The organism is Acidimicrobiales bacterium (assembly GCA_016716005.1).
GTDB lineage: Bacteria > Actinomycetota > Acidimicrobiia > Acidimicrobiales > JADJXE01 > JADJXE01.
Genome location: JADJXE010000001.1, coordinates 899,304 through 924,772 on the forward strand (window position 1 = coordinate 899,304; position 25,469 = coordinate 924,772).

The 25,469-nt window shown below is 74.3% G+C and carries 25 protein-coding genes; 11 read left to right on the plus strand and 14 right to left on the minus strand.

Annotated features, from left to right (window positions below):
* The first annotated feature begins 31 nt into the window (after nucleotides 1–31).
* Complete coding sequence (locus IPM45_04370) at nucleotides 32–853, plus strand: beta-lactamase family protein (protein ID MBK9178797.1); 822 nt, start codon at nucleotides 32–34, stop codon at nucleotides 851–853.
* A 131-nt stretch (nucleotides 854–984) separates the two neighbouring features.
* On the opposite strand, the gene IPM45_04375 is transcribed toward IPM45_04370, so the two are convergent.
* Genes IPM45_04375 through IPM45_04385 form a run of 3 tightly spaced genes read right to left on the minus strand, consistent with a single transcriptional unit; the run spans nucleotide 985 to nucleotide 3,484 of the window.
* A complete protein-coding gene (locus tag IPM45_04375) occupies nucleotides 985–1,377 on the minus strand; it encodes a carboxymuconolactone decarboxylase family protein (GenBank protein ID MBK9178798.1) in 393 nt (130 codons plus the stop codon).
* Nucleotides 1,378–1,409: 32 nt separating this feature from the next.
* Nucleotides 1,410–2,801, minus strand: coding sequence for a HAMP domain-containing protein (locus IPM45_04380; protein ID MBK9178799.1), 1,392 nt, complete (start codon nucleotides 2,799–2,801; stop codon nucleotides 1,410–1,412).
* Nucleotides 2,798–3,484: a response regulator transcription factor gene (locus IPM45_04385; protein MBK9178800.1), complete on the minus strand. Its 687-nt coding sequence runs from the start codon at nucleotides 3,482–3,484 to the stop codon at nucleotides 2,798–2,800. Before IPM45_04385 ends, IPM45_04380 begins: the two co-directional genes overlap by 4 nt.
* Nucleotides 3,485–3,632: 148 nt before the next feature.
* On the opposite strand from IPM45_04385, the gene IPM45_04390 reads away from it, so the two are divergent.
* A complete protein-coding gene (locus IPM45_04390) occupies nucleotides 3,633–4,268 on the plus strand; it encodes a hypothetical protein (GenBank protein ID MBK9178801.1) in 636 nt (211 codons plus the stop codon).
* 123 nt (nucleotides 4,269–4,391) lie between these two features.
* Nucleotides 4,392–4,748: a Rieske 2Fe-2S domain-containing protein gene (locus IPM45_04395; GenBank protein ID MBK9178802.1), complete on the plus strand. Its 357-nt coding sequence runs from the start codon at nucleotides 4,392–4,394 to the stop codon at nucleotides 4,746–4,748.
* Here the strand turns inward: IPM45_04395 and IPM45_04400 are convergent.
* A complete protein-coding gene (locus IPM45_04400) occupies nucleotides 4,735–5,991 on the minus strand; it encodes a cytochrome P450 (GenBank protein ID MBK9178803.1) in 1,257 nt (418 codons plus the stop codon). The two genes, IPM45_04395 and IPM45_04400, sit on opposite strands and share 14 nt — an antisense overlap.
* 632 nt (nucleotides 5,992–6,623) lie before the next feature.
* Between IPM45_04400 and IPM45_04405 the strand changes: the two genes are divergently transcribed.
* Nucleotides 6,624–8,459, plus strand: coding sequence for a M3 family oligoendopeptidase (locus IPM45_04405; protein ID MBK9178804.1), 1,836 nt, complete (start codon nucleotides 6,624–6,626; stop codon nucleotides 8,457–8,459).
* Nucleotides 8,460–8,626: 167 nt separating this feature from the next.
* The gene (locus tag IPM45_04410) at nucleotides 8,627–10,192 is read left to right on the plus strand and encodes a cell wall-binding repeat-containing protein (protein ID MBK9178805.1); all 1,566 of its coding nucleotides are present in this window, start codon (nucleotides 8,627–8,629) and stop codon (nucleotides 10,190–10,192) included.
* 75 nt (nucleotides 10,193–10,267) lie between these two features.
* Here the strand turns inward: IPM45_04410 and IPM45_04415 are convergent, their stop codons facing one another.
* The 4 genes from IPM45_04415 to IPM45_04430 all read right to left on the minus strand — a co-directional run bounded on the left by IPM45_04415 (nucleotide 10,268) and on the right by IPM45_04430 (nucleotide 15,420).
* Complete coding sequence (locus tag IPM45_04415; protein MBK9178806.1) at nucleotides 10,268–10,756, minus strand: glutathione peroxidase; 489 nt, start codon at nucleotides 10,754–10,756, stop codon at nucleotides 10,268–10,270.
* A gap of 78 nt (nucleotides 10,757–10,834) precedes the next feature.
* Nucleotides 10,835–11,173, minus strand: a complete 339-nt coding sequence (locus tag IPM45_04420) for a hypothetical protein (GenBank protein ID MBK9178807.1) — start codon at nucleotides 11,171–11,173, stop codon at nucleotides 10,835–10,837.
* A 1,444-nt stretch (nucleotides 11,174–12,617) separates the two neighbouring features.
* The gene (locus IPM45_04425) at nucleotides 12,618–13,835 is read right to left on the minus strand and encodes a S49 family peptidase (protein ID MBK9178808.1); all 1,218 of its coding nucleotides are present in this window, start codon (nucleotides 13,833–13,835) and stop codon (nucleotides 12,618–12,620) included.
* A gap of 40 nt (nucleotides 13,836–13,875) precedes the next feature.
* Nucleotides 13,876–15,420: an alpha/beta fold hydrolase gene (locus IPM45_04430; protein ID MBK9178809.1), complete on the minus strand. Its 1,545-nt coding sequence runs from the start codon at nucleotides 15,418–15,420 to the stop codon at nucleotides 13,876–13,878.
* 97 nt (nucleotides 15,421–15,517) lie between these two features.
* Between IPM45_04430 and IPM45_04435 the strand changes: the two genes are divergently transcribed.
* Complete coding sequence (locus IPM45_04435) at nucleotides 15,518–16,159, plus strand: hypothetical protein (GenBank protein ID MBK9178810.1); 642 nt, start codon at nucleotides 15,518–15,520, stop codon at nucleotides 16,157–16,159.
* Nucleotides 16,160–16,272: 113 nt separating this feature from the next.
* Here the strand turns inward: IPM45_04435 and IPM45_04440 are convergent, their stop codons facing one another.
* Both IPM45_04440 and IPM45_04445 read right to left on the minus strand, forming a co-directional pair.
* Nucleotides 16,273–16,893, minus strand: coding sequence for a DsbA family protein (locus tag IPM45_04440; GenBank protein ID MBK9178811.1), 621 nt, complete (start codon nucleotides 16,891–16,893; stop codon nucleotides 16,273–16,275).
* A gap of 137 nt (nucleotides 16,894–17,030) precedes the next feature.
* Nucleotides 17,031–17,390, minus strand: a complete 360-nt coding sequence (locus IPM45_04445) for a hypothetical protein (GenBank protein ID MBK9178812.1) — start codon at nucleotides 17,388–17,390, stop codon at nucleotides 17,031–17,033.
* 39 nt (nucleotides 17,391–17,429) lie between these two features.
* On the opposite strand from IPM45_04445, the gene IPM45_04450 reads away from it, so the two are divergent.
* The gene (locus IPM45_04450) at nucleotides 17,430–17,873 is read left to right on the plus strand and encodes a VOC family protein (GenBank protein ID MBK9178813.1); all 444 of its coding nucleotides are present in this window, start codon (nucleotides 17,430–17,432) and stop codon (nucleotides 17,871–17,873) included.
* 116 nt (nucleotides 17,874–17,989) lie between these two features.
* Here the strand turns inward: IPM45_04450 and IPM45_04455 are convergent, their stop codons facing one another.
* Nucleotides 17,990–19,072 (minus strand): plasmid partitioning protein, encoded by a 1,083-nt coding sequence (locus tag IPM45_04455; protein MBK9178814.1) that lies wholly within the window; start codon nucleotides 19,070–19,072, stop codon nucleotides 17,990–17,992.
* Nucleotides 19,069–20,253, minus strand: coding sequence for an MFS transporter (locus IPM45_04460; GenBank protein ID MBK9178815.1), 1,185 nt, complete (start codon nucleotides 20,251–20,253; stop codon nucleotides 19,069–19,071). Before IPM45_04460 ends, IPM45_04455 begins: the two co-directional genes overlap by 4 nt.
* Nucleotides 20,254–20,360: 107 nt before the next feature.
* Between IPM45_04460 and IPM45_04465 the strand changes: the two genes are divergently transcribed.
* Genes IPM45_04465 through IPM45_04475 form a run of 3 tightly spaced genes read left to right on the plus strand, consistent with a single transcriptional unit; the run spans nucleotide 20,361 to nucleotide 22,878 of the window.
* Complete coding sequence (locus IPM45_04465) at nucleotides 20,361–21,614, plus strand: cytochrome P450 (protein MBK9178816.1); 1,254 nt, start codon at nucleotides 20,361–20,363, stop codon at nucleotides 21,612–21,614.
* Between the two features lie 59 nt (nucleotides 21,615–21,673).
* A complete protein-coding gene (locus IPM45_04470; GenBank protein ID MBK9178817.1) occupies nucleotides 21,674–22,363 on the plus strand; it encodes a DUF4097 family beta strand repeat protein in 690 nt (229 codons plus the stop codon).
* Nucleotides 22,360–22,878 (plus strand): adenylate/guanylate cyclase domain-containing protein, encoded by a 519-nt coding sequence (locus tag IPM45_04475; protein ID MBK9178818.1) that lies wholly within the window; start codon nucleotides 22,360–22,362, stop codon nucleotides 22,876–22,878. The genes IPM45_04470 and IPM45_04475 overlap by 4 nt, the downstream gene beginning before the upstream one ends.
* 24 nt (nucleotides 22,879–22,902) lie before the next feature.
* Here IPM45_04475 and IPM45_04480 read toward each other — a convergent pair whose 3' ends face one another.
* Entirely contained in the window at nucleotides 22,903–23,586 is a 684-nt protein-coding gene (locus IPM45_04480) for a hypothetical protein (GenBank protein ID MBK9178819.1), read from the minus strand.
* Between the two features lie 3 nt (nucleotides 23,587–23,589).
* Nucleotides 23,590–24,018, minus strand: a complete 429-nt coding sequence (locus IPM45_04485; protein MBK9178820.1) for a YccF domain-containing protein — start codon at nucleotides 24,016–24,018, stop codon at nucleotides 23,590–23,592.
* Between the two features lie 65 nt (nucleotides 24,019–24,083).
* On the opposite strand from IPM45_04485, the gene IPM45_04490 reads away from it, so the two are divergent.
* Nucleotides 24,084–25,466, plus strand: coding sequence for a carotenoid oxygenase family protein (locus IPM45_04490; protein MBK9178821.1), 1,383 nt, complete (start codon nucleotides 24,084–24,086; stop codon nucleotides 25,464–25,466).
* Nucleotides 25,467–25,469 lie beyond the last annotated feature (3 nt).

Genomic DNA, 25,469 nt, shown 5'->3' on the forward strand with positions numbered 1-25,469 from the left:
TCCTGGCCCCGCCCGGTAGGGTCCCGCGCTCGTGGACGCCCTCGCCCAGGTCGAGCGCTGGCCGGCCACCACCACGGCCGTGGGTGTCACCCACGCCCGGGCGACGCTCGCCACCCGCGGCGACGCCCACCGCCGGTTCCCGCTCGCCTCGGTGACGAAGATCCTCACCTCGATGGCGGTCTGGGTCGCCGTCGAGGAGGGCACCGTGGCCCTCGACACGCCGGCGGGGCCGCCGGGCTCGACGATCCGCCACCTGCTGGCCCACGCGTCGGGCCTGGCACCCGACGAGCGCCGCGCGATCGCCCCACCCGGCACCCGGCGCATCTACTCCAACGCCGGGTTCGAGGTGCTGGCCGACGTGGTTGCGGCCGCCGCAGCCATGCCCTTCGCCGCCTACCTGCACGCAGCGGTGTGCGAGCCGCTCGGGCTCACGGCGACCACGCTCGAGGGCTCCCCCGCGCACGGCGCCCGCTCGTCGGTGGCCGACCTGCTGGCGGTCGGCCGCGAGCTGCTCGCCCCGAGGTTGGTGGCGCCGGCCACCCTGGCCGAGGCCACCGCCGTGGCGTTCCCGGGCCTCGACGGGGTGCTGCCCGGCTTCGGGCGCCAGGCCCCCAACGACTGGGGGCTCGGGGTGGAGCGCCGCGACGCCAAGCGACCCCACTGGACCGCACCGACGGCGTCGCCCCGCACCTTCGGCCACTTCGGCCGCAGCGGCACGTTCTGCTGGGTCGACCCCGATGCCGGCCTGGCCTGCGCCTGCCTCACCGACCTGGAGTTCGGCCCCTGGGCCGCCGCCGCCTGGCCGCGGCTGTCGGCCGCGGTGCTGACCGAGGCCGGCGGGCCCCCGGGCTGAGCCGGGTCGTTCGGGAGTGTGGCCGGCCTGCGTGGCCGGCCTGCGTGTCCGACCTGCGTGCCCCGACCCCGCCACGGCGCGCTCCCCCGCCAGGCGTTCCCTGGCCGGTTCACCACCACCAAGGTGGTCGATCAGCCAGAGAACCCGGGCCCGACCGAGGCGGGCGGGCCCGCGGGCTGGCCGGCGGCCCCGCCCAGCTCCTGGAACGCCGCGAACGCCCGCGGGCCGTACACGGTGCCGGGGCCGCCGTTCATCAGGATGCACACGCTCACCATGTCGGCGACCTCCTCCGCGGTGGCGCCCGCCCTGGCCGCGGCGCGGGCGTGCGAGGCGATGCACCCGTCGCACTCGCGGGTGACGGCGATGGCCAGGGCGATCAGCTCCTTCACCTTGGCCGGGAGTGCCCCGTCGGCCATGGCCGCCCGGTGGAGGCCGGCGAACGCCGACCAGACCTCGGGCGCCAGCTCGCGGACCTGCTTGGCCTGGCCGCGGAGCTCGTCCTGCACGTCCTTGTAGTGACCCATGGGGGGCAGCATCGCGCCGGCGGGCAGCCCGCTCAGACCGCGGGCAGCCGCACCACGAACCGGGCCCCGCCGGCCGGGCCGTCGGACACCCCGACGGTGCCGCCGTGGCGCTCGACGAGCGACCGGGTGAGGGCCAGGCCGAGCCCGTAGCCGCCGCCCGTGCGGATGCGACCCTCGTCGAGGCGGGCGAAGCGCTCGAACACCCGCTCACGGTCGGCCGGCGGCACGCCCGGACCGTCGTCGACGACCTCCAGCACCACCACCGGCCCGTCGGTGCGGACCACCACGTCGACCCGGCTCCGCGCGTGCCGCACCCCGTTGTCGAGGAGGTTCCGCACCACTCGCCGCAGCTGCTCCCGGTCGCCCCGCACCCGCCCTCCCGACACGCCGGCGGTGCCCACCTCGATCCGACCCGACGGGCGTGCCGTCTCGGCCAGCACCAGCTCGTCGAGGTCGACCGGGGTGGCGGGCACGGGTGTCGGCACCTCGTCGAGGCGGGCCAGCTCCAGCAGGTCGACCACCAGGTGCTCCATCCGCTCGGTCTCGCCCAGGGCTGCGCCCGCCACCCCCGGCCAGTCGGCGGCGTCCCCCTCGCGCAGCGCCACCTCCAGGTCGGTCCGGATCGCCGACAGCGGGCTCCGCAGCTCGTGCGACGCGTCGGAGACGAAGCGCTGCTGGCGGTGCGACGCCCGCTCCAGACGGTCGAGCATGCCGTTCATGGTGCGGGCCAGGCGGGCGATCTCGTCGTCGCCGCCGGGCTCCGGCACCCGCCGGTCGAGCGAGGTTCCCGAGATCTCGTCGACCTCGGAGCGGATCGCGTCCACCGGGTGCAGGGCCCGGCCGACCAGCACCCAGGTGAGCAGCCCGACCAGCACGATGAGCACGGGCACGGTGACGACCAGCACAGACCGGAGGGCGGCCGTGGCCCGGTCGACGTCGCCGCTCGGGCTGAAGCCCACCACCGTCAGGGGGCCGCTCGGCCGCTGGGCGGTGGCCTCGGTGGTCAGCCAGTCCGCCTCCGGCACGTCGAACAGGTCGCTGATTGGCATGCCGGGCCCGGCTGCCGTCCCACCCAGGGCGGCGACGTCGCGCAGCACGGGCGATGCCGCGACCACCTGCCCCTGGGCGTCGACGATCTGGACGAACAGGAGCCGGCGGAGCCCCGTGACCCGCGCCGCGCGTGCCGGGTCCGCACCCCGCTCCAGGGCCCGGGCGATGGTGTCCACCGCGACCTGGTCCGCGTTGCGGATCCGGTCCTCGAGCACCCAGCGGGCCGACCGCAGCACGACCACCCCGGCGAGGGCCAGGCCCACGGCCACCACGGCGGCGGCGACGACGGTGATGCGCCACCGCACCGAGAGGCGCCCCGGTGCCGTCGGCCCCGGCGGGGACGGAGCCGGGCTCGCCGCCACGGCGTCGCTCATCCCTCGGCGGGGGCGTCGTCGGCGACGCGGTAGCCGGCGCCCCGCACGGTCTGGAGGCTGTGACGCCCGAAGGGCTGGTCGACCTTGCGGCGGAGGTACCCGACGTACACCTCGACGATGTTGGGATCGCCCGCGAAGTCCATGCCCCACACCTCGTCGAGCAGCTCGGTCTTGGCCACGACGTCGGGCGATCGGCGCATGAGGGCGTCGAGCAGCGCCAGCTCGCGGGGGGTGAGCTCGACCGGCCGGCCGCCTCGGGTGCAGCGCCGGGCGGCCACGTCGAGCGACAGGTCTCCGACCTCGAGCACGGCCGGCCGCAGCTGTGGCGCCCGCCGCAGCAGCGCCCGCAGCCGGGCCACGAGCACCACGAACGAGAAGGGCTTCGACAGGAAGTCGTCGGCGCCCGTGTCGAGGGCCTCCGCCTCGTCGTACTCGCCGTGCTTGGCCGTCAGCATCAGGATCGGCGTGGCCACCCCTTCGTCGCGCAGCGTGCGGCAGACCCGGAAGCCGTTCATGCCGGGCAGCATGAGGTCGAGGACAATCGCCGCGTACCGGCCCTCGCGGGCCCGCCACAGCCCTTCGAGGCCGTCGTGCACCACGTCGACGTCGAATCCCTCGGCCTCGAGGCCGCGGGCCACGCTGGCCGCGAGGTGCTCCTCGTCGTCCACCACGAGCAGCCGCACGGCACCCATGGTGGCACCGACGCCGGCCGGGTCGGCTGAGACCCTCTCAGGTTCGCAGTGGTGGCGCCGGGTCTCTCAGGCTGGTCACAGCGCCACGGGCGCATCCTGTCGGTGCAGCGGGGCGAGGGACGCCCCCGAGGAGGATCCGATGAAGCTCTCCAAGACCACCCTGATCGGCAGCCTCGCCGTGGCCGGCGGGCTTGCCGCCGGTGGCCTGGCCGGCCTGGCGTGGGGCATGCCCGGGGTGTCGGGTGCGCAGGAGGCGCCGCCGGCCAGCGCCGAGGAGCTGCCGGGGGGCCGCCCGGGCCGCGGGGCGGGCGTGCTCGACGCCGCCCTCGACGAGCTGGTCGCCGACGGCACCCTCACCCAGGAGCAGGCCGACGCCGTCCGTGGGGCGGTGCGCGCCCAGGCGGGCGACCTGCCCGGGCCGAGGGGCTGGATGGTGCGGGGCGTCGAGACCGCCGCCGGCGTGCTCGGGCTCGAGCCCGAGCAGGTGGTCGAACGCCTCCGCGGCGGCGAGACCCTCGCCCAGATCGCCCAGGCCCAGGGCGTCGACCCGCAGGCCGTGATCGATGCCCTGGTGGCCGAGGCCAACGCCCGCGTCGATCAGGCCCTGGCCGGCGGTCGGATCACCCAGGAGCGCGCCGACACCCTGAAGGCGGCCGTGCCCGAACGGGTCACCAGGTTCGTGAACGAGGGTCGCCAGCACCACGGCGGCCGCGGGCCGGGTGGCGGCACGGGCGGCGGCATGGGCGGCGGCATGGGCGGCGGCACCGGCTCATGACCCGGTCTCCCGGGAGACCCACCGCCCCCGGGAGACCCACCGCCCCCGTAGCCTGGTGCGCCGATGGTCGCTGAGCGATCATCGGTGCACCAGGCTCGGCGCGTCCCCCTACCCTGCACGCTCATGACCGGAGCGCGGTGGGTGCCTCTCGTCGGCACCGACGCCGTCGGGCCGGCGTCGGTGGTCGAGGCCGTCGGCGGCGACGCCGACCTGGTGGTGTGGCGCGACGCCGATGGCGAGCCGTGCGTGATGGACGCCCGCTGCCCCCACCAGTGGTCGCACCTCGCGGCGGAGGGCGTGGTCGACGGGCCCGAGCTGGTCTGCACCGCCCACTTCTGGCGGTTCGGCCGCGACGGCCGCGGCACCAAGGCCGCCATGAGCGGCCGCCGCGACGAGAAGAGCCCGATCCGCGTCTACCCGTGCCGCGAGGAGGGCGGGCGGATCTGGGCCCTGCTGCCGCCCCCGCCTAGCCCAGCGTGACGGGCAGCTCGGCGAGGCCACGGAGCACGACCCGACCGTTCCAGACCGGCCGGTCGGTCGCCAGGGCCATCCCCGGGAACCGCCGCACCAGCCGGCCGATGGCCTCCTGGCCCTCCAGGCGGGCCAGCGAGGCACCGAGGCAGTGGTGGATGCCACTGCCGAACGACAGGTGCTGCGCCGCGCCGGGGCGCCCGAGGTCGAGCTCGTCGGCGCCGGCCCCCCACCGGGCCGGATCGCGGTTGGCCGACCCGAGGCAGGTGAGCACGAAGCTCCCGTCGGCGATCACCCGGCCGCCGAACTCGAGCTGGGCGGTGGCGACCCGCCGCGAGAACTGCACCGGGCTGTCGTAGCGCAGCAGCTCGTCGACGGCGTTGGCGTCGAGCGACGGGTCGGCGACCAGGCGTTCGAGCTGGTCGCGGTGGCGGAGCAGGGCGAGGGTGCCGTTGCCGATCAGGTTCACGGTGGTCTCGTGGCCCGCGATGTACAGCAGGACGACCTGGTCGAGGAGCTCCTCCTCGTCGAGCACGTCGCCCTCGTCCTCGGCCTGGATGAGGGCGGTGAGCAGGTCGTCTGCAGGCTCCCGGCGCTTCCAGGCCATGGCGGAGAGCACGTGGTCGCGCATCAGGTCGGACGAGGCGACCGCGGCCCGCACCTCGTCCTCGGTGAGGATCGGGTCGAGGGTCTTGGCCATGGCGCTCGACCAGGCCCGCACCTCGTCGCGGTCGTGGTCGGGCATGCCCAGCAGGCCGTGGATCACCGCGAACGGGAGCGGGAACGCCAGCTCGGCGATCACGTCCACCTCGGCACCGGCGGGGGTGGCGGCCATGCGGTCGAGCGCGTCGTCGACCAGGGCGCGCACCCGGGGCCGGAGCTCCTCGACCATCCTGGGCGTGAAGGCCTTCTGCACCAGCCGGCGCAGCCGGGTGTGATCGGGTGGGTCGACGTTCAGGATCGATCGCCCGCCCCGCCGCTCCTGGCCGGCCAGCTCCTCGAACGCCTGCATGCGCGCGGTGGGTGTGGCCCGGTCTTCCGACACCGAAAGTGACGGATCCCGGAGCAGCCGGACCACATCGTCGTGGCGGAACAGCATCCACTGGTCGAACGGGGTGCGGTGCACCGGGTCGACCTCGCGAACGCGGGCGTACTGCGTGTACGGGTCGTCGAAGTAGCCGGGAGCGAACGGGTCGAGGCCGACCGGAGCCTCGCTCGACTCGGTCCAGGTGGCGGGCTCGGTCGCGCTCATGGCTCCCCCTCGGTGCCGGTGGTCACGGCAGCCTACGTTCGTGCCGCCCGCCGCAACGCCGACCCGGCCCGGTCGCGCTCCACGGGTCCAGAGGGACGGGACCGGCACCGCGCCGGCGGAGCGGGCCAGGGCCGTGGTCGAGAGGATCGAGCGGGCGTCGAGCGGCGCCCGGAAGGCGTACGGGTCGCGCCTGCAGACCCCGGCGTAGGGCACCCCGTCGGCCACCACTGCGGCCGAAGCCTGCCGGGCCACGGCTCGCCGACGACCACCCACTCGCCCGCGTCGCGGGCCCGATCAGCGGTGGCCACCAGGCGCTCCGCCAACGACGTGGACGCACTCCGGAGCGGGTGCAGGTGGAGGTCGACGACGTCGATTCTCGGGTCGGCCATGGCGGCGTCGACCACGGCCCTGCTCTCCCACGTGCCGCTTGCCCACCGCCACCGCGACGTCGTCGACGGCCTGGAGCTCGGCCGCGGTGGCGGCCACCGACCGGATGGACCGGGCTGCGGGGAGCGCGAACCCGCTGGGCACCCGCTCGGTCGACGGGCCACCAGGATGCTGCGCCGGCGGGCCGAGCGCCGCTGGGAGCGCCCGGGCTCCGGGATCGCAGGGGTGCCCGTAGGCTCGCGCCCATGTCGACGACCACCAGCCCCACCGCCCCTACGGACGACACCGCCGACCACGTCGCGTGGGACCTCGAGCCACTGGTCGACGGCCGGGGCGAGACCGGCGTCGACGCCCTGCTCGACGACGCCGACCGGATCGCCGACGAGCTCGCGGGCCACAAGGGCCGGATCGGCGAGCTGGACGCGGGCGAGCTGGGTCTGTTCATGCACCGCATGGCCGACCTGAGCGAGGCGTTGGGCCGGGCCGGCAGCTACGCCAGCCTCCACTTCGCGGTCGACACCGCCGACCCGGCCAACGGCGCCCTCCTGCAGAAGGTGCAGGAGCGTTCGACCGCCGTCGGCACCAAGCTGATCTTCTTCGAGCTGGAGTGGGCGGCGGTGCCCCAGGAGCGCGTCGACGGGCTGCTCGCCGACGAGCGCCTGGCCTTCTGCCGCCACCACCTGCGCTCGGCCCGGCGCTACACCCCGCACCTGCTCAGCGAGGCCGAGGAGCGCGTCTCCGCGGAGAAGGACCAGACCGGTCGCAGCGCCTGGGTGCGCCTGTTCAACGAGCTCGACGCCGCCATCACGGTGGAGCTCCCCCAGCCCGACGGCACCACCCGCACCGCCGGTCTCGAGGAGGGGATCTCCCTGCTGCAGTCCCCCGACCGCTCGGCGCGCCAGGCCGCGGCAGCCGCTGTCACCGCCGGGCTGGCCCCCGGCCTGCGCACCAGGGCCTTCGTGTTCAACACGCTCCTGCTCGACAAGGCCGTCGACGACCGCCTGCGCTCGTACCCCACCTGGCTCGCCAGCCGGAACCTGGCCAACGAGGCCAGCGACGAGAGCGTGCACGCCCTGGTCGACGCCGTCCGGGCCCGCTTCGACATCCCGCAGCGCTGGTACGCCCTGAAGGCCCGGATGCTCGGGCTGCCCCGCCTGGCCGACTACGACCGGGCCGCGTCGGTGGCCGAGAGCGAGGCCACAATCGGTTGGACCGAGGCCGCCGACCTGGTGCTCGACGCCTACGGCTCGTTCTCCCGCGAGCTGGCCGACATCGTTCGCCAGTACCTCTCGAGGCCATGGATCGACGCGCCGGTGCGCCCCGGCAAGCGGTCGGGCGCCTTCTGCTCGTACACCGTGCCCTCGCACCACCCGTACGTGCTGTTGAACTGGACGGCTCGCCGGAGCGACGCCCTCACCCTCGCCCACGAGCTGGGCCACGCCCTCCACGGCTACCTGGCCCGCCCGCAGGGCAGCTTCCACCAGTGGACGCCCCTGACCCTGGCCGAGACCGCTTCGGTGTTCGGCGAGACGGTCACCTTCGGGCGGCTCCTCGACGCCACCGACGACCCCGCCGACCGGCTCGCCCTGCTGGCCGAGCGCATCGAGGGCGCCATCGCCACCGTGTTCCGCCAGACGGCCATGAACCGCTTCGAGCACCTGGCGCACACCGCCCGGCGAGACGAGGGCGAGCTGTCGGTCGATCGCTTCGGCGAGCTGTGGGCCGAGACCCAGACGGAGCTGTTCGGCGACACGGTCGAGGTCACCGAGGGCTACCGCACCTGGTGGAGCTACATCCCGCACTTCATCGGCACGCCGGGGTACGTGTACGCCTACGCCTACGGCCAGCTGCTCGCCCTGTCGGTGTACAAGCGCTACACGGAGGAGGGGGCCGGCTTCGTGCCCCGGTACCTCGAGCTGCTGTCGTCGGGCGGGTCGATGCCGCCGGAGGAGCTCGGCCGCATCGTGGGCTGCGACCTCGCCGACCCCGGCTTCTGGGACGGCGGCCTCGACATCGTCGAGAGCCAGCTGGTCGCCACCGAGGCCGCCGCCGAGGCCGCAGGGCGGGTTCCCGCCACCTGACCGCCAGCCCGCCGTTCTGTGTCCCGAACAGCCCGCAATCCGGGCCACCCGGGACGCAGAACCCGACCGTCGAGCCACGACGGGACCGACGGCCCTACCGCGTCGGGCAGGCCCGGACGTACCGTCGAGTCGTCGACCCTCCGACGACGCCCGAAGGAGGGAAGGCCATGGTCCGCTCCACCCGTCGGCGCGCCCTCGGCGCCGCCGTCGCCCTCGCGCTGCTGTCCGCCCTGTTCGTCGCCCAGGCCCCGCCTGCGGCCGCCGCCGGCACGATGCTGCGGATCCGCGTCGAGGCAGTCCCGGCCACGGTGACGCAGTCGTTCAAGGTGGAGATCATGCTCGACGCCTATCCGAACCCGCTTCCGGGCGACCTCGACATCTTCGTCGACTTCAGCGTGGGTCGCGAGTCCGTGACCCTGCAGCCCGGCGGCAGCCGGGACCTGCCGGTCCCGACCGACACGGGGTCGATCGCCGCCGCCTTCGTCCCCTATGCGAACGAGACCACCCAGGGCCTCCCCCCCGGCTTCACGCTGAGCGCCACGGTGAACGGCGCACCAGTCGACATCCCGGCCGACCCCGACGACTGGGTCGTTCGTCAGGGGAGGGGCGTCGCCTTCATGACGTGGTGGCCATCGGACACGGGGCTGATGGCCCCGGGCTTCCCCCCGACCGACCCGAACCTGACGCGTCGCTTCTACCAGTGCACCGCCGGACAGGTGTGCGACGTCGTCCTCACCTACACCAAGACCGAGACCCCTCCGGAGCCTCCGCCGCCTCCGCCGCCGGAGCCGGGGCCGGGGCCGCAGCCGCCGACCGACCGGACCTTCCGGGTGTCGGGGCCCGACCGCTACGGCACCGCCGGCGCCTTCGCCGCCTACTGGCCCACCGGCACCACCAGCGCCTTCGTCGCCACCGGCCTCAACTTCCCCGACGCCCTGGCCGCCGGCCCCGCCGCCTCCGTCGCCCGCGGTCCCGTGCTGCTCACCCGACCCGACGGCCTCCCCGAGGCCACCACCACCCAGCTCACCCGCCTGCGACCCCAACGCATCGTGGTCGCCGGCGGCACCGCCGCCATCCCCCAGACCGTCACCGACCAGCTCGCCCAGTACGGCCAGGTCGTCCGCCTGGCCGGCGCCGACCGCTACGCCACCGCCGCCAAGCTCTCCGCCTACGCCTTCCCCAACGGCCTCCCCGCCGGCGCCGTCGTCGTCATCGCCTCCGGCGAAGGCTTCGCCGACGCCCTCGCCGGTGGCGCCCTGGCCGCCATCCCCCAACAGAACCCCCTCCTGCTCGTCGCCCGCGACCGCCTCCCCGACCCCACCGCCGCCGAGCTCGCCCGCCTGAGGCCCACCTACATCCTCATCGTGGGCGGCCCCAACGCCATCTCCGACGCCGTCGCCCAACAGCTGGCCGCCTACGGCCAGATCGCCCGCGCCGCCGGAGCGGATCGCTACGACACCGCCGTCCAGCTCGCCCTGGCCGTCACCGACAACGGCGCCGTCAGCCCCGGCTACCTGCTGGTGGCCACCGGACTGGACTTCCCCGACGCCCTCGTCGCCGGCGCCGGCGGCTGGCCCCTGCTCCTCACCCGCCCCGACACCCTCCCCGACGGCGTCCGCGCCGCCATCACCACCATCGACCCCGGCAGCGTCGCCATCTTCGGCGGCACCCGCGCCGTCTCCGAGACCGTCCACACGCAGATCGACGCCGCCCTCGACGCCGCCGCGGCCTGACCCCCACCACGTTCTGCGTCCCGAACAGCCCGCAATCCGGGCCACCCGGGACGCAGAACCCGATGGGGCGGGATCTCAGGACGGCAGGGTCGCCTCCACCGCGGCCACGACGTCGTCGGAGAGCGGCTCGGTCATGGGCCGGAACCGGGCCACGATCTCGCCGTCGGGCGACACCAGGAACTTCTCGAAGTTCCACTGGACGTCGCCGGCCTTGCCCTCGGCGTCGGCCACCTCGGTGAGCTCGGCGTAGATCGGGTGGCGGCCCTCACCGTTCACGTCGATCTTCTCGAACAGGGGGAAGGTCACCCCGTAGGTGGTGCTGCAGAACGTCGCGATCTCCTCGGCCGAGCCGGGCTCCTGGCCCAGGAACTGGTTGCACGGGAACCCGAGCACCTCGAACCCCCGGTCGGCGAAGCGCTCGTGCAGCTCCTCCAGCCCGGCGTACTGAGGCGTCAGCCCGCACTTGGAGGCCACGTTCACGAGCAGCAGGGCCTTGCCCCGGTGCTCGGCCAGCGAGCTGGGCTCGCCCTGCAGGGTGTTGATCGGGACGTCGAAGATGGACACGGCTCTCCCCCGGGCTGTCGGCGACTACGGGACCCACAACCCCTGCCGGGCCCGGGACCTTCCCGCCCGGCCCAACGCCTACGGCGCGCCTCCCTCGCCGGACGCGGCGTCGGCGTCGGCGTCGGCGTCGAGCACGGCGATCACCCTGCCCGTCGCGGCATGCCCGTCGACCAGGTGGGCCTCGGCCCGGACGCGGTCCAGCCGCCCGAGCAGCCCGGCCAGGCGCCGGGCGACCTCGTCGTCGGGCAGGTCGAGCACGAGCACGAGGTCGTCGGCGCCTGCCACCGCCCAGGCCCGGACGACCGCCGCGTCCGGCGCGTCCACGTGGCGGCGGAGCTCCTCCGCCAGGGCGGCGGCACCGGCGAGGTCGTCCCGGTCGCGATCGGTGAGGAGCAGCAGGGCGAGGTGGTTGGGCACGGCGGTCTCCCTCGAGCGCGGGAGCGCCAGTCTCGCGGACCGCCCAGCCCGGGACCTCGTGCCCTGGTGGCACCACCCCCACGGCGCGACCCTGGTGGCGTCGGACGGGAGGCGCGGATGCGCGTGCTCCGAGGAATCGCATGCCTGGCCCTCGTGGTCACCGCCCTGCTGGCGACCGCGCGCCCGGCGGAAGCCGCCGACCAGGGTGAGCCCTGGTACGGCGTCGCCGACGACGGCAACCCCACCGTGGTGCTGTGGTTCTTCTGGTCGAGGACCTGCCCGCACTGCCGGGCGGCCGAGCCCCACCTGGCCGAGCTGGCCGCCGCCCGCCCGTGGCTGGAGCTTCGGGCCCGGGAGATCACGACCGACCCGCAGGCGGCGCGCCGCTACGCCGAGCTGGCGGCGTCGCTGGGCCAACAGGCCCAGGCCGTGCCGGCGTTCCTCTACTGCGGCCGCATGGAGGTGGGCTGGCGGTCGCAGGACACCACCGGCACCGCGCTGGCCGATGCCCTCGACGCCTGCCACGCCGACCTCACGGCCGGGACGACCCCGACGACGGCCACCGCCGGCGACGAGGACCGTGAGGCCGCCATCCCCGGCTTCGGCACCGTCGACCTCGGCGTCACGTCGCTCCCGCTGCTCACCGTGGTGCTGGCCGGCCTCGATGCCTTCAACCCCTGCAACTTCTTCGTGCTGCTGGTGGTGCTCAGCCTGGGGGTGCGCACCCGGAGCCGCAGCCGGATGCTGTTCATCGGGGGCGTGTTCGTGTTCTTCTCGGCCGCGCTCTACCTGCTGTTCATGGCCGCCTGGCTCAACCTGTTCCTCGTGGCCGGCACCGTCCGCTGGGTCACGCTCGTCGCCGGGCTGGTGGCGGTGCTCGCGGCCACCGTGAGCATCAAGGATTACGTGCTGCCTGGCGTCGGCCCGTCGCTGCACATCAGCGAGTCGGCCAAGCCCGGCCTCTACCGCCACCTGCGAGAGCTCACGGCGGCGGTGAGCATCCCTGCGGCCGTGGGCGCCACCGTCACCCTCGCGGTGGCGTCCAACAGCTACGAGCTGCTGTGCACGTCGGGCTTCCCGATGATCTACACGCGGGCCCTGACGCTCCACGAGCTCGGCACCGGCAGCTACTACGCCTGGCTCGTCGCCTACAACGTGGTGAACGTGCTGCCGCTACTGGCGATCGTGGTGGCCTTCGCCGTCACCCTCGGCTCCCGGCGGCTCAGCGCCGTCGAGAGCCAAGTGCTCACCCTGCTGTCCGGGACGATGATGCTCGCGCTCGGGGGCGTCCTGCTGGTGGCGCCGGGCGTGCTCGACTCGCTGGGCGGCGCGGCCGCGGTGCTGGGCGCGGCGATCGGCGTGAGCGCGCTGGTCGTGGCCCTGGACCCCCGCCGGCGTTCGGCCCCGCCGGCCCCGGCCCGGCCGAGAGCCGCCGCCCACGCGGTCAGCCGGTCAGGCCGGCGAGCCGCTCCAGGTGGGCGCACGCCGCCAGCGGGTCGCCGTGCAGGGCGAGCGCCCGCGGCGAGGGCCCGCACAGCTGCGACACCACCGCGGCCGGATCCGATGCCGGAGCCGGAGCCGACGGGCCCCCACCCAACAGCCCGAACAGGCCGCGCCAGAAGCCGCCCCCCGCGTCGACCTCCCGCACGTCGTAGCTCGTGACGCCGGCCAGCTCGGCTGCGGCGGCGTAGGCGACCTCGCGGGAGCCGACCTCGTCGACGAGACCCCGCTCCACGGCCTCGCCCGACTCGTAGACGTACGCGCCCAGGGCCTGCACCTGCTCGGTGGTGAGGCCGCGACCGGCGCGCACCCGCTCCACGAAGCCGCGGTACGACAGGTCGACGACCGCCTGGAGGGAGGCCCGCTCCTCGGGCGTCATGGGCCGGTACGGGTTGCCCAGGTCCTTGCCCGCTCCGGCGGTGACGTAGAACTCCTCGACCCCTCCCTGGGTGTCGACCCCGCCGGTGAAGAGGCCGTCGTCGACGGCGACCACCCCGGTGTACTGGCGCCACGGGCCGAAGATCACCCCGATGGAGCCCACCAGGCTGCCCTCGTCGGCGATGATCCGGTCGGCGGGCGCCGAGCCGTACACCGCCCCCGACGCCGAGATGCCGCCCACGTGGGCGACCACGGGCTTCCCGGCCTTCTGCACGAGCTCGACGCCGTCGGCGATGGCGGCCGAGCCCGGCACCGAGCCGCCCGGCGAGTTGATCTCGAGCACCACGGCAGCGACCCGGTCGTCGAGGGCGGCGCGCTCGAGGGTGCGCTTCACGTCGTAGCCGCCCACGACGGCAGAGGCGAACAGGCCGCCGCCGCCGTCCTCGAGGATGATGCCCCGCATCGGCACGACGAGGACCCAGTCGTCGGCGCCGTCGGCGCCGTGGAGATGCGACGTGGCACCGACCCGGTCGGTGCTGTCACCTACGTCGGTGGCCGACCCGGCCGCGGCCGCGACCACCGCGATCAGCACGATGAACGGCAGCAGGAGGGCGAGGGCACTCAGGGTGAGAGCGATCGGTGCGGCCACCGTCACCACCGCCACCCGCCCGAGGAACTGGCCGAACGACAGGCCGTCGCGCCGGCGCTGGGGCGGTGCGGTGTGGCCCTGCTGGGGCCAGGGCGAGGGAGGCAGCGGGGGCGGCGGGGCGGGGGCATCGCTCATGGGGCCCAAGTCCACCAGGGCCGGCCGCCGCAGCCGCGGATCAGGGGAGCTCGAAGTCGACCGTCATGCCGGCCACGCACGACGTGTCGAGCGGCGCCCCCGGATCGTCGAGGAACGCCAGCATGAGCGCGAGGGGGCAGTCGCTGCTGTCGATCACCGCGTGCCCCAGACCCGGCAGCACCACCACGCTCGACCGGCCGAGGATGCTGGCCGCCCGCTCCGCCCAGGCGGGCGGGGTGATGGGGTCGAACTGCCCGGCGAGCAACAAGGTGGGCACGTCGGCGCGAACCGGTGCGCGAACGGCTTGCGGCGCGGTGGGCACACCCAGGGCGTCGCACATTCGGAAGGCGGTGCGCACGTCGTCGAGGAGCCCGTCGGCCACGGCGAGGGTCTCGCCGGCCATGGAGGCCTCGGCCTCGGCCGGGTCGTTGAACGGCACCTCCTCCCGGCACTCCACCGCGTAGTACATGAGCTCGGCGTCGCTGCGGTCGTCGACCTGGCGGCCGAAGCCGCCCTCGGGCGCGCTCACGCCCAGCAGCTCCAGCGCCCCCTGGGCGTCGCCCCGGGCGGCGGCGTCGACGGTTGCCGGCACCCACGGCACGTTGGCCGCGTCGTACAGGGCCCCGAACAGGTAGGCCACAAGCGAGGCCCCGTCGAGGTCCTCGTCGTAGGTGTCCCCCGTGTACGGGTCGACGACGGTGACGGCCTGGGGCGCGTCGTCGAGCGCCCGGCCCGCCAGATCGAGCTGGCCCCACAGGTCGGGGTAGGCCGCGTCGCAGGCCCGGTCGGCCGCGCAGGCCGCGAACACGGCGTCGATGGCACCACGGGCGTTGGCGGCCTCCTGCTCGTACGCCGGGACGTCGGGCGGGTAGACCGAGTCGAGGATGGCGCTGCGCACCCCGGCGGGGTGGTCGCGGAGCACGGTGAGAGCCAGCCGGGTGCCGTACGAGACGCCGAGGAGGTTCCATCGCTCCAGGCCGAGCGCCCGCCGCAGGTCGTCGACGTCGGCGGCGCTGGCGGTGCTGTCGTAGGCGGCCAGCTCGACGCCCCCGGCGCGGAGGCGGGCCGCGCAGGCCACGTGCGCGTCTCGGAGGGCCTCGGCCTCACCGGTCGGCTCCTCCTCCACCTCCGGGCAGTTCAGCGACGGCTCGGACCAGCCGGTGCCCCGCTGGTCGACCAGCACCACGTCGCGCTGGTCGAGGAACCACGACGGGGGGTCGAGCCAGCTGTCGAGGCCGTCGAGGGCGCTACCGCCCGGGCCGCCCTCGAGGTAGACGACCGGGTCGGGAGCCGGCTTCTCGGCGGTGCTGCGCAGCACGGCCACGGCCAGCTCGATCTCGCCCTCGGAGGGGTCGGAGCGGTCCTCGGGGACGGTCAGCACCGCGCAGTCGACGCGGGCCCCGGCGGGCACCTCGACCGGGCAGGCGACCCACCGGAGGCGGTCGGCGGCACCGGCGGCGGTGCTGGCGGCGGCAGTCGTGGTGGTGTCGGCACCGCTCGCCGCGTCGCCGTCGGAGCCCGAGCACGCCGACCCGAGCAGGGCCATCACGGCGAGCAGCACGACGGCGGCGCGGTCCCTCGGCACCACCCGATGCTGGCACGCCCCCGGCGCTGGCGGTCATCGACCCATCGCCGGGCCCGGCAGGGTACGGTTCGCGGCATTCGACCTGGAGGTGGAGGGGATGCAGCAGCAAGGAGGCGGCACGCTCAGCGTCGGTGACGCGATCGGCTACGGCTGGCGGGCCTTCACGAAGTACCCGGGGCCGCTGATCCTGATCTCGGTGGTGGTCTGGGCCGTGAACGTGGTGTTCTCCGGGCTCGGTGCCGCCATGGGCGACGCCTGGGCGTTCCGGGCCGTGATCCAGATCGTCGGGTGGCTGATCACGATCCTGCTGTCGCTCGGTCTGATCCGCGTGGCGCTGAAGGTCACGCGGGGCGAGGAACCACAGGTGAGCGACCTGTTCATCACCGACAACTACGGCGTCTACCTCGTGACCTCGGTCATCTTCGGCATCGTGATGGCCGTCGGGTTGATGCTGTGCATCGTGCCGGGGATCATCTGGGGCATCATCTTCGGCTTCTACGGCTTCGCCATCGTCGACCGCAACGACGACCTCGGCGGATCGTTCAGCCGCTCGTCCGAGATCACCAAGGGCCAGCGCGGCACGCTGTTCGTGCTGGGCCTCGCGCTCATCGGCATCAACATCCTCGGCGCTCTGCTGTGCGGCCTCGGCCTGCTGGTGTCGTACCCGGTGACCCTGGTCGCCGGCGGCTACGCCTACCGGGTGCTGTCCGGCGAGCCGGTCGCCCCGGTGCCTGCCTGATCCACCCCGCTCCGAGCGTCACCGACGTGGGTCGCCCGCAGGGGCGGCCCACGTGCGCGTCCGGGCGGCGTCGGCGGCGCTCGAACAGGGGGTGACGGTGGGGGCGGCCTCGCTCATCCCTCCGTGAGGCAGCGGTCGAGGAAGCGGGCGAAGCCCTCCTCGTCGGCGGTGATCTGCAGGTGGCCGTCGACCCGTTGGATGTCGAGCGACGGGCAGAAGAAGCCGCCATCGGCCACGAAGAAGTGCGGCGAGCCGATCACCCCCCGCCGACGGCCCTCCTCGTGGTCGGCCAGCACCGCGGACAGGTCGGGCGGCTCGCCCGGCGCCGGCAGGCCGTGCGCCGCGGCCACGGCGGCCAGCACCGACGGGTCGGCCACGTCGCGGCCCTCCTCGAAGAGAGCGTGGCGCACGGCCAGGGCGACGCGCTCGCCCAGGACCAGGTCACGGGCGGCCGCGGTGGCCGTGAGGGCCATGGCGGGCAGCGACGTGGACGGGAACGCCGCCGGGTCGAACCCGGTGAACAGGTCCGGCACGAGCTGGGACCGCAGGTCGTCGACCTCTTCGGCGATGAACGCAGGGTCGAGCGGCCGACCGTTCACCAACTCGAGCGGCCAGGCCCGGACCCGCAGCACCACGTCCGAGCGCCCCAGCACGGCCCGCCGGGCCACGAACCGGCACAGCCCGACATGGGTGAACGGGCACCCCACGTCGGCGAACACCTCGACCACCGGCATCGGCCTCCGACCCTACCGCCCGCCCGCGTCTGGCTCCTCCCGGCGGTGAGCCCGTAGGCTCCGCGCCGTGGATTCCACGACCCTCGTCATCGTCGTCGCCGTCGTCGTCGCGCTGGTGATCCCGCTCGTGTGGTTCCTCATGCAGATGTTCGGCCCGGGCGAGGACCAGCAGTAGCGCCTGGCCCCGCCCTGCGCCGCCGGCGCGACTCCCGCACGATCAGCGCCACGATCACCCCCATGCCGGCCAGGATGCCGGCGAGCAGGGCCAGCTGGGCCCAGCCGCCCCGGTCGAACGGCGTCTCGGGCTGCCTCCCCGAGTCCGGGCGCGGGATGATCTGCACCCCTCCGTCGGGAGGTGCAACCGTGCTCTCGGTCACCGTCGCCCCCGCGGGGGGCGGCTCCTGCGCCAGGGCCGGCCCCGCAGTGGCCGTGAGGGCCAGCAGCGCGACCACGGCGGCCATCAGTGCGGCGAGCGGGCGGTGGCGTCGGAAGGTCACCGGGGCAGGGTACGGCGGCCGTCGCTACGCTGCCCAGCCGTGCGCATGACCGCTCCGCTCGAGGTGGGCCTCTGCGTGGCCGACCTCGACCACCTGGCCCGCTTCTACGTCGAGGGGGTCGGCTGCACCGAGGTGTACCGGGCGGTGATCCCCCCCGCGCTGAGCGGGCCGGCGGGGCTCGGTCTCGACGGCGTGGAGGTCTCGTGGCTGGAGACGCCGTGGGGCGAGCGCCTGAAGCTGCTCTCCCCCCAGGAGCCAGCCCAGCCGCCCACCCGGCGCTCGCACCTGGCCAGCGTGCGGGGCTGGGCCTACCTCACGTTCTTCGTGGACGACCTCGAGGGCACGTGCCGGCGCATGGTCGAGGCCGGCGCCACGGTGCTGTCGGCCAGCAACCCGGTCGACGCCGGCCCCGCCGGGCGCATCGTGTTCCTGGCCGACCCGGAGGGCAACGGACTGGAGCTGGTGGAGCGCCCCGAGACCTGACCGGCCCGAGACCTGACCGGCCCGGCCGTCCGGTTCTGTGTGGACGTATCCGGATGGGATGCGGGTTCGTCCACACAGAACGGTCACGCACCGGCTCGCCGGCGCCGGACAGGCGCTCAGCTCACCCCGTGCGCGGCGGGGTGGGCGTCGAAGAAGTCGAGCATCAGCTCGGTGGCGCTGATCTGGTCGGTGACGGGGCCCAGCCACGGCACCTCGAAGGAGCCGGGCCAGGTGTGCCCGCCGCCCTCCACCGCGTACCAGGCCACCTCGGTGCCGGCCGGGCAGTCGAACCGCAGCAGCTGCACCTGCCGCGCCACCTGCACCGGGGCCGGGGTGGGCTCGCACCCGTCGAGTGCCGCCCACGCGGCCATGGAGTCGGCCACGGCCGGGAACTGCACGCCGGCGGCGGCCACCGCCGCATCGCCACCCACCGGGCCACCCCCGTAGGGCGTGGTGGTGTCGGCGGTGCCGTGGAACGCGAGCACCGGGACCGGCCCCGCGCAGCCCACCGGCGGGATCACACCGGCCACGGGGGCGATGGCCGCGATCCGGTCGCCGAGCACGCACGCCAGCCGAGACGACACGACCGCACCGTTGGAGATGCCCGTCGAGTACACGCGGTCGAGGTCGATGCAGAGTCGGCCAGCGAGCTCGTCGAGCAGGTCGGCCGCGAAGCGCAGGTCGTCGGGCGAACCCGGCGACGGCGATCCGAGCACGTTCCACCGAGCCGGGGTGCCGAGGCCGTCGGGCGTCGCCACCACGAAGCCGCGCGCCGGCCCGGCCACACCGAGGCCGGTGTAGAGCACCTCCTCGACGGCGTTCGACCCGAAGCCGTGCCAGCTGAGCACGAGCGGGGCCGGTGCGCCGGAAGGCGTCGACACGTTGAGCAGGTAGGAGCGCTCCAGCCCACCCGACTGCACGGTGTGGCGCCCGTCGGCCAAGGGCTGCGGGTTCGAGCACCCCGGCGACGGCGCGGCGGCCCTGGCGGCAGGTGTGGTCGACGTGGTGCTCGACGTCGTCGACCTGGTGCTCGACTCGGGGGCGGCCGTCGACGCCGGCACCGTGGACCCCGTCCGGCCCGACGTCGGCGCGGCCCCGCTGCCGCCGTCTCCCCCGCTGCAGGCCGCGAGCAGCACGGCCAGCACCACCAGCGCGGGCGCAGCGATCCGCGCCCGCGCGCCACCGCGGCGGGCGCTCATCGCTGGCCCGGTGCCCGGAGGCGGGCGACGGCCACCCCCAACCCGAGCGTGGTCACGCCAGCGAGGACGAACACCACCTCGGGGCCGGTCACGCCGTAGAGGGGTGCGGCGACGAGGGCGGCGAGGCCGGCCCCGGCCAGGCCGACCGCGCCGGCGAGCCCCTGCCCGGCGGCCACCCGATCGGATGGCGCAGCCCGGGCCATGGCCGACTGCATCGCCGGCACCGCAGCGGCCTGAACCGCCCCCTCCAAGATCGACACCGCCATGATGAGCCAGGGCGACCGGAGCAGGCCGTAGAGCACGATCAAGGGGGCGATCAGCAGGATCACGCGCACGGCCACGCTCACCGGCCCGAACCGGTCGGCCAGGCGCCCTCCCGCCGGCGCCAGCAGCACGTAGGGGACGCCGTAGAGGGCCAGGCTGGCCCCGATGAACAGGGTGCTCGCCCCGCGGTCGTCCAGGTAGCGGGCCCAGAGGGCGTCGTACACCCCGACCGGGAGGGTCAGGGCCAGCGCGATCAGCGCCGCGACCACCACGGTCCGGAGGCGTAGCAGCTCGAAGACCGCGAGCGGGCCCGCCGACGAGCCCTCGCCGATCACGCCGGTGTCGAGGGGGAGCACCAGCAGGGCGACGAGCGCGACGGCCACCGCGACGCCGAGGGCCACGAAGGGCGCGTCGAGCCCGATCCGGTCAGCCAACACCGCACCGACCAGCGGCCCGAGCAGGAACCCGCCCAGCTCGGCCGCTGACAGGCGACCCAGGTTCCGCCCCACGTTGTCGGGGTCGGCCCGGATCACCACCGAGCGGGCGGCCGGCAGGAAGCAGCCGAGCGCCAGGCCCTCGAGGGCCCGGGCGGCCACGAAGTGCCACAGCTCGGTGCCCACCACGAACCAGGCCAGCCCGCCGAGCGTGAGGACGAGCCCGACGATGAGGAGCAGCCGGGCCCGACCGCGGTCGGCCTGCGGCGCGACCATGATCTGGGCCACGAGGCCGGCCAGGAAGGACACCCCCGAGAGCAGGCCGAGCCCCCACGTGGGCAGCCCGAAGGCGTCCTGCAGGTCGGCGAGCAGCGGGAACACGACGCCGTTGCCCGCCGAGAGCACGATCGTGGCGCCCACCAGGAGCACCGTCGCCGAGCGGGTGAGGCCGCGGGCCGTGGTGGGACGGGAGCGCACGGCCATGCCCGAACCGTATCGCCACCGCTGGGGCGCCCTCCCCCCCGTTTCCCGCACAGGCCGGCGCCCGACGGGGCAGACTGCCGGGACGCTCGCACCGCCCGGAGGGATCCATGCCGAACGCACCGACCACGTCGCTCACCGTCGAGGAGATCAACCTCTCCTCACCCGAGTTCTGGCTGCTCCCCCACGACGAGCGCGATGCGGCTTTCGCCAAGCTGCGGACCGAGCGGCCCGTCGCGTTCTTCCCCGAGCTCGGCTTCGAGGACATCCCGCCCGGACCCGGCTACTGGGCGCTCACCCGGCACGACGACATCTGGCACGTGAGCCGCAACCCGCAGCTGTTCTGCTCCGGCCGGGGCACGAACATCGGCGACATGCCCACCGAGCTCAACGAGTTCTTCGGTTCGATGATCAACATGGACGACCCCAAGCACGCCCGACTGCGCCGCCTCGTCCAGCGGGGCTTCACCCCCCGGCACATCGAGCAGATCGAGCTGGACCTCCGGCGGCGCGCCCAGGCGATCGTCGCCGGCATCGCCGACCGCGGCGAGTGCGACTTCGTGAGCGAGATCGCCGCGGCGCTGCCCCTCCAGGTGATCTGCGACATGATGGGCATCCCGGCCGCCCACTACCAGCGGATCTTCGAGCTGACGAACCTGATCCTCGGCGTGGGCGACCCCGAGTACGTCACCTCGCTGCAGGAGCTGATGGCCGCCGGCCTGGAGCTGTTCCAGTACGCGCAGGAGCTGGGCCGGGACCGCCTGGCCGACCCCACCGACGACATCACCTCGGCGCTGATGCACGCCGACGTCGACGGCGACCGGCTCACCGCCCAGGAGTTCGGCTCGTTCTTCATCCTCCTGGTGGTGGCAGGCAACGAGACCACGCGCAACGCCATCAGCCACGGCATGAAGGCGCTCACCGACCACCCCGACCAGCGCCAGGTCCTGGTGGACGACTTCGAAAGTGTGATCCCCACCGCGGTCGAGGAGATCGTCCGCTGGGCGACACCGGTGATCCACTTCCGGCGCACGGCCACGGCCGACACCGAGATCGGCGGCGTGCCGATCAAGGAGGGCGACAAGGTCGTGATGTTCTACAACTCGGCCAACCGCGACGAGGCCGCGTTCCCCGACCCCTTCCGCTTCGACGTGCGGCGCACGCCCAACGAGCAGACGGGCTTCGGCGCCGGCGGGCCGCACTTCTGCCTCGGGGCGAACCTGGCCCGGCGGGAGATCACCGTGATGTTCGACGAGCTGCTGCACGGCCTGCCCGACATCGCCGTCACCTCCGAGCCCGACTACCTGCAGTCGGCTTTCATCCACGGCATCAAGCGCATGCGCGCGTCGTGGACACCCCGCTGACGGGCTGCGGGGCGCGCTCGGCGCACGGCCTTCCCGGCGACGGCTCCTACAGTGGGCGCATGGCGTCAGGGGGGCCGCCGATCCACATCGCGATCCACATCGCGAGCCGCAGCGCGGCCGTGTCGGTCGTGGCCGAGGACGGCGCCGCGCTGGCCGTCACGGGCGGGCGGGTCCACACCCTCCCCGACGGCACCGTTGTGGTCGACGCCGAGCGGGGCTCCCGCACCATCGAGGTGCGCTGCCCGCCCCTCACGCGGCTCTCCATCGGCACCGCCTCGGGTCGGGTCGAGCTGAAGGGAGCCCTGGGCGACGTTCGCGTCACCACGTTCAGCGGCCGCGTCGACGTGGAGCAGGCGGAGCACCTCGAGGTGCGGTCGAGGTCGGGGTCCGTCCACGTGGGGTGGTGCCGCGACGAGTGCCGGGTGGTCGCCAAGAGCGCCAAGGTGACGATCGACCGGGCCGCCCGGGCGCACGTGGCATCGGTGTCGGGCCGGGTCGAGGCCACCGAGGTGCAGCAGGCCGATGTGCGCACGGTGAGCGGCCGGGTCGCCCTGGAGCCGGCAGTCGGGGCCCACGTGAACGTGCACAGCCTCTCCGGCACCGTCGAGGTGGCCGTCCCCGCCGGCTGCCGACCGGCCACGCGGCTGCACTCGCTCAGCGGCCGCATCTCCTGCGACCTCCCCGCCGGCTCCGATGGCGTCGTCGACGTGCGGACCGGGAGCGGGCGGATCCAGATCACGAACCGGTGAGCACGACGGCGACGCCCACCACCGGTGCCATCGTGTTCACCGACATCGTCGGGTTCACGGAGCTCACGAACGTGGAGGGCGACGACGTGGCCCTCCACCTGCTCGACCGCCAGGACGACCTGGTGCGCCGCGCGCTCCCCCAGTCGGGCAGGGTGATGAAGGAGCTGGGCGACGGCCTGCTCCTGTGGTTCGACGACCCGACGGCCGCGGTCGAGACGTGCCTCGCGCTGCAGCTCCGGTTCGAGGAGGAGTCGGCCGATGGCGTACCCCTGTGGGTGCGCATCGGGATGCACTGGGGGCGCCCCCGCCGCCGGGGCGACGACATCATCGGTCGCGACGTCAACCTGGCGGCTCGCATCGCCGACCTGGCGGGGCCGGGCGAGGTCCTCTGCTCCGAGGCGACCGTGGTGGCTGCCGGCGAGGTGCCCGGCGTCCGCTACCACCCCCTCGGCCCGGTGGTGGTGAAGGGCTTCGACGAGCCCGTCCCCCTGGTGCGCGCCGTGGCCGAGGGCTGACCGGGCCGCGCTGGCCGGGCGGCGCTAGCCGGGCGGCGCGCCCCGCCTGCGCACGCGGGCCTCGGCCCGCTCCTTGATGCCGAGCAGCATCCTGCGCTCCATGACGAAGTGCACGGGCTCCAGGGCGTACTGGTTGCCCAGCCGCCCGGCCACCGTGGGGAGGTAGTCGGACCGCCACCGCACCACCAGCCGGCAGCGATCGTCGTCGATCGGTTCGAGGACGAACGCCCACGACGGATAGGCCAGGCCCCTGGCCATGAGCTCGCCCGGGTCGTCGTCGCTCCGGGCCCCGAGCACCAGCGCTCGCCCCGGCTGCACGCACACGACCTCGAAGGCCAGGTCGACCGGGTAGCCCTCCCGCACCAGGCGGAACGAGTCGCCCTCGTCCACGTCCTGCCACTCGGGCACGATCCGGTCGGCGTTGTGGAGCCCGCAGCCGATCAGGTTCTCGAGCCACTCGTAGCTGTAGAGGCCGCCCTTCTCCTGGCCCATCTGGGCCAGCCACGGCCACACGTCGGCCGCCGGGGCCTCGATGGTGACGGCACGGGTGGAGCGCACCCGGGCGCGCAGCACCAGCTCGTCGCCCGGGTAGGTGGCGGCCCGCTCCTCGCTGGTGGCGCCCCATCGGAGGAACCAGGGCCGGACCACCGCCGCGTAGCCGGCAGCGGCAGCGCCGAGACCCAGCACGGCCAGACAGCAGCGGCGCACGGCCTACGACCTCGTGGCGGGCGCCGGCAGGTACACCACGGCTCCCGCAGGGACGCGGTCGGCGGCCACGACGGTCCTCCCGAAGGGAGCGAGGGCCAGCCCCGCCATCTTGAAGCTCGCGACCCCGAACGGGATGCCGATGATCGTGATGCAGAGCAACACGCCGGTGACGAGGTGACCGAGGGCGAGCCAGATCCCGCCGGTGACGAACCAGATGACGTTGCCGAGGCACCCCAGCACCGGCATCGCCCGCGGGCTCTCCACCACCACCCGGCCGAAGGGCCAGAGGGCGTAGCCCGCCAGCTTGAACGACTGGATGCCCCAGGGGATCCCGATGACGGTTGCGCAGGTGACGATGCCGGCGAGCACGTAGGCGATCGCCATCCACACGCCGGCGAGGATCAGCCACAGGATGTTGCCGACGACCCGCACGGCGGCGAAGGCTAGGCCAAGGCGCCGCGGGTAGCGTGGGGGCACCACGAGCTCGGGGGGGAACCATGAGCGTCGCCGACGTCGTCCAGTCGCTGCCCTGGCACCTGCAGGGCAACTACGCCCCGGTGCCCGACGAGATCGACGCCTTCGATCTGGAGGCCCAGGGGGCCATCCCCCGCGAGCTCGAGGGCCGCTACCTCCGCAACGGGGCCAACCCCAAGAGCGGCTGGTCGCCGCACTGGTTCGCGGGCGACGGCATGATCCACGGCATCCGGCTGCAGGGCGGGCGGGCCGAGTGGTACCGGAACCGGTGGGTGCGCACCGAGCTGCTCGGGCGCGACGTCGCGATGGAGGAGTACTTCACCGAGGACGGGCGCTTCGACCACACCCTGGGCGTGGCGAACACCCACGTGATCTGCCACGCCGGGCGGATCTTCGCCCTCGTCGAGAGCTCGTTCCCCACCGAGCTGACACCCGAGCTCGACACCATCGGCACCTGGGACTTCGACGGCCGGCTCTCCACCGCCATGACCGCTCACCCCAAGATCTGCCCGGAGACGGGCGAGATGCACTTCTTCGGGTACGGGTTCCTCCCCCCGTACCTGACGTACCACCGGGCCGATGCCCAGGGGAACCTGGTGCAGACCGAGGTCATCGACGTGCCCGGATCCACGATGATCCACGACTTCGCGGTGAGCCGGAACCACGTGGTGTTCCTCGACCTCCCCGTGGTGTTCGACCTGGAGGAGGCGGCCAGGGGCAGCGGCATGCCGTACCACTGGAGCGACTCCTACGGCGCCAGAGTCGGCCTGATGCCCCGGGGCGGCACGGCCGCCGACCTGCGCTGGTTCGAGGTCGACCCCTGCTACGTGTTCCACACCATGAACGCGTTCGACCTGCCCGACGGGCGTGTGGTGGTCGACGTGGGCCGCCACGAGGACATGTGGCGCACCAGCTCCACCGACTTCAAGCCCTCCTACCTTTACCGCTGGACCTTCGACCCGGTGTCGGGGACGGTCCACGAGGAGCAGCTCGATGACATCGAGCACGGCTTCCCCCGCGTCGACGATCGCAAGGCCGGCTTCGACAACCGCTACGGCTGGGCGGTGGCGCCCCGCCCGGGCGTCTCCTGGGAGCTGGGCGGCGCGCCCAGCCTGGAGTCGGCTTCGGTCATCGTGAAGTACGACCTGGCCGCCGGCACGTCCAGCACCCACGACTTCGGCCCCGCTGCCTCGGCCGGCGAGCCCGTCTTCGTCCCCGCCTCGGACGACGCCGGCGAGGACGAGGGCTGGGTGCTCACCTTCACCTACGACCGCTCGCGCGACGCCAGCGACTTCGTGGTGCTCGATGCCGGCGACATGGCCGCCCCGCCCGTGGCGGTGGTGCCCCTCCCCCGCCGGGTGCCCTTCGGGTTCCACGGCAGCTGGGTGCCCGACAGCCGCCTGTAGCGC

Excerpts from the sequence above, each read along its gene's own strand:
- IPM45_04380 (MBK9178799.1), bottom strand. The coding sequence starts at position 2,801 with ATGAGCGACGCCGTGGCGGCGAGCCCGGCTCCGTCCCCGCCGGGGCCG.
- IPM45_04435 (MBK9178810.1), top strand. The coding sequence starts at position 15,518 with ATGCAGCAGCAAGGAGGCGGCACGCTCAGCGTCGGTGACGCGATCGGC.
- IPM45_04440 (MBK9178811.1), bottom strand. The coding sequence starts at position 16,893 with ATGCCGGTGGTCGAGGTGTTCGCCGACGTGGGGTGCCCGTTCACCCAT.
- IPM45_04405 (MBK9178804.1), top strand. The coding sequence starts at position 6,624 with ATGTCGACGACCACCAGCCCCACCGCCCCTACGGACGACACCGCCGAC.
- IPM45_04400 (MBK9178803.1), bottom strand. The coding sequence starts at position 5,991 with ATGAGCGCGACCGAGCCCGCCACCTGGACCGAGTCGAGCGAGGCTCCG.
- IPM45_04410 (MBK9178805.1), top strand. The coding sequence starts at position 8,627 with ATGGTCCGCTCCACCCGTCGGCGCGCCCTCGGCGCCGCCGTCGCCCTC.
- IPM45_04425 (MBK9178808.1), bottom strand. The coding sequence starts at position 13,835 with ATGAGCGATGCCCCCGCCCCGCCGCCCCCGCTGCCTCCCTCGCCCTGG.
- IPM45_04455 (MBK9178814.1), bottom strand. The coding sequence starts at position 19,072 with ATGAGCGCCCGCCGCGGTGGCGCGCGGGCGCGGATCGCTGCGCCCGCG.
- IPM45_04390 (MBK9178801.1), top strand. The coding sequence starts at position 3,633 with ATGAAGCTCTCCAAGACCACCCTGATCGGCAGCCTCGCCGTGGCCGGC.
- IPM45_04460 (MBK9178815.1), bottom strand. The coding sequence starts at position 20,253 with ATGGCCGTGCGCTCCCGTCCCACCACGGCCCGCGGCCTCACCCGCTCG.
- IPM45_04375 (MBK9178798.1), bottom strand. The coding sequence starts at position 1,377 with ATGGGTCACTACAAGGACGTGCAGGACGAGCTCCGCGGCCAGGCCAAG.
- IPM45_04465 (MBK9178816.1), top strand. The coding sequence starts at position 20,361 with ATGCCGAACGCACCGACCACGTCGCTCACCGTCGAGGAGATCAACCTC.
- IPM45_04470 (MBK9178817.1), top strand. The coding sequence starts at position 21,674 with ATGGCGTCAGGGGGGCCGCCGATCCACATCGCGATCCACATCGCGAGC.
- IPM45_04395 (MBK9178802.1), top strand. The coding sequence starts at position 4,392 with ATGACCGGAGCGCGGTGGGTGCCTCTCGTCGGCACCGACGCCGTCGGG.
- IPM45_04490 (MBK9178821.1), top strand. The coding sequence starts at position 24,084 with ATGAGCGTCGCCGACGTCGTCCAGTCGCTGCCCTGGCACCTGCAGGGC.